This is a genomic window from Streptomyces sp. NPDC002265 (assembly GCF_040296125.1).
Classification (GTDB): Bacteria; Actinomycetota; Actinomycetes; order Streptomycetales; family Streptomycetaceae; genus Streptomyces.
This window is the reverse complement of sequence record NZ_JBEOWS010000501.1, coordinates 1-2381: the sequence shown is the minus strand read 5'-3', so window position 1 is coordinate 2381 and position 2381 is coordinate 1. Positions and strand designations below refer to the sequence as shown.

At 57.9% G+C, this 2381-nt stretch carries 2 rRNA genes (1 of these 2 running past the window's edge); both read right to left on the bottom strand.

Annotated features, from left to right (window positions below):
* Positions 1 to 334, bottom strand: a 23S ribosomal RNA gene (locus ABT085_RS43490); it reaches 2572 nt to the left of the window's first position.
* Between the two features lie 318 nt (positions 335 to 652).
* A 16S ribosomal RNA gene (locus ABT085_RS43485) occupies positions 653 to 2178 on the bottom strand.
* Together the 16S and 23S rRNA genes form the textbook arrangement of a ribosomal RNA operon.
* Positions 2179 to 2381: the final 203 nt, after the last annotated feature.

The window sequence follows — 2381 nt, the reverse complement described above, 5'->3', positions numbered from 1 at the left end:
GAAAGAGAGATCCCACAACCCCGCATGCGCAACCCCTGCCGGGTCTCACACGCATACGGTTTGGCCTCATCCGGTTTCGCTCGCCACTACTCCCGGAATCACGGTTGTTTTCTCTTCCTGCGGGTACTGAGATGTTTCACTTCCCCGCGTTCCCTCCACATACCCTATGTGTTCAGGTATGGGTGACAGCCCATGACGACTGCCGGGTTTCCCCATTCGGAAACCCCCGGATCAAAGCCTGGTTGACGACTCCCCGGGGACTATCGTGGCCTCCCACGTCCTTCATCGGTTCCTGGTGCCAAGGCATCCACCGTGCGCCCTTAAAAACTTGGCCACAGATGCTCGCGTCCACTGTGCAGTTCTCAAACAACGACCAACCACCCATCACCCCGAACCAGTAGATTCAAGTGCACTGGGGTCGGCACTGAAGGCAGCCATACGGCCGTACCCTCAGATACCCAACAACGTGCCCGACCGGTATCCGTCCGGAGATCATGCTTTCCACGCTCCTGAGAGCAGTACTTGCAGCCTCCGACCCGAGACAACCGGCCGAATAATCAACGTTCCACCCATGAGCAACCAGCATCAGACGTTCGCTGATGTACTGGCCTCTGACCTCACCCCGAAGGGATCGGTAAGAAGTGCTCCTTAGAAAGGAGGTGATCCAGCCGCACCTTCCGGTACGGCTACCTTGTTACGACTTCGTCCCAATCGCCAGTCCCACCTTCGACAGCTCCCTCCCACAAGGGGTTGGGCCACCGGCTTCGGGTGTTACCGACTTTCGTGACGTGACGGGCGGTGTGTACAAGGCCCGGGAACGTATTCACCGCAGCAATGCTGATCTGCGATTACTAGCAACTCCGACTTCATGGGGTCGAGTTGCAGACCCCAATCCGAACTGAGACCGGCTTTTTGAGATTCGCTCCACCTCACGGTATCGCAGCTCATTGTACCGGCCATTGTAGCACGTGTGCAGCCCAAGACATAAGGGGCATGATGACTTGACGTCGTCCCCACCTTCCTCCGAGTTGACCCCGGCGGTCTCCTGTGAGTCCCCATCACCCCGAAGGGCATGCTGGCAACACAGAACAAGGGTTGCGCTCGTTGCGGGACTTAACCCAACATCTCACGACACGAGCTGACGACAGCCATGCACCACCTGTACACCGACCACAAGGGGGGCACTATCTCTAATGCTTTCCGGTGTATGTCAAGCCTTGGTAAGGTTCTTCGCGTTGCGTCGAATTAAGCCACATGCTCCGCTGCTTGTGCGGGCCCCCGTCAATTCCTTTGAGTTTTAGCCTTGCGGCCGTACTCCCCAGGCGGGGAACTTAATGCGTTAGCTGCGGCACCGACGACGTGGAATGTCGCCAACACCTAGTTCCCACCGTTTACGGCGTGGACTACCAGGGTATCTAATCCTGTTCGCTCCCCACGCTTTCGCTCCTCAGCGTCAGTAATGGCCCAGAGATCCGCCTTCGCCACCGGTGTTCCTCCTGATATCTGCGCATTTCACCGCTACACCAGGAATTCCGATCTCCCCTACCACACTCTAGCTAGCCCGTATCGAATGCAGACCCGGGGTTAAGCCCCGGGCTTTCACACCCGACGTGACAAGCCGCCTACGAGCTCTTTACGCCCAATAATTCCGGACAACGCTTGCGCCCTACGTATTACCGCGGCTGCTGGCACGTAGTTAGCCGGCGCTTCTTCTGCAGGTACCGTCACTTTCGCTTCTTCCCTGCTGAAAGAGGTTTACAACCCGAAGGCCGTCATCCCTCACGCGGCGTCGCTGCATCAGGCTTTCGCCCATTGTGCAATATTCCCCACTGCTGCCTCCCGTAGGAGTCTGGGCCGTGTCTCAGTCCCAGTGTGGCCGGTCGCCCTCTCAGGCCGGCTACCCGTCGTCGCCTTGGTGAGCCGTTACCTCACCAACAAGCTGATAGGCCGCGGGCTCATCCTTCACCGCCGGAGCTTTTAACCCCCACCCATGCGAGTGGGAGTGTTATCCGGTATTAGACCCCGTTTCCAGGGCTTGTCCCAGAGTGAAGGGCAGATTGCCCACGTGTTACTCACCCGTTCGCCACTAATCCACCCCGAAGGGCTTCATCGTTCGACTTGCATGTGTTAAGCACGCCGCCAGCGTTCGTCCTGAGCCAGGATCAAACTCTCCGTGAATGTTTACCGGTAATCCGGTGCACACACACGAGAGCGGAACCACCGGAGGAATGATCCGGCGGTTCACAGCGTCCTCGCTGTGTTTATTTCAAAGGAACCTCGTCCCAGCCGATCGGCCGGAGACGGGGTATCAACATATCTGGCGTTGATTTTTGGCACGCTGTTGAGTTCTCAAGGAACGGACGCTTCCTTTGTACTCACCC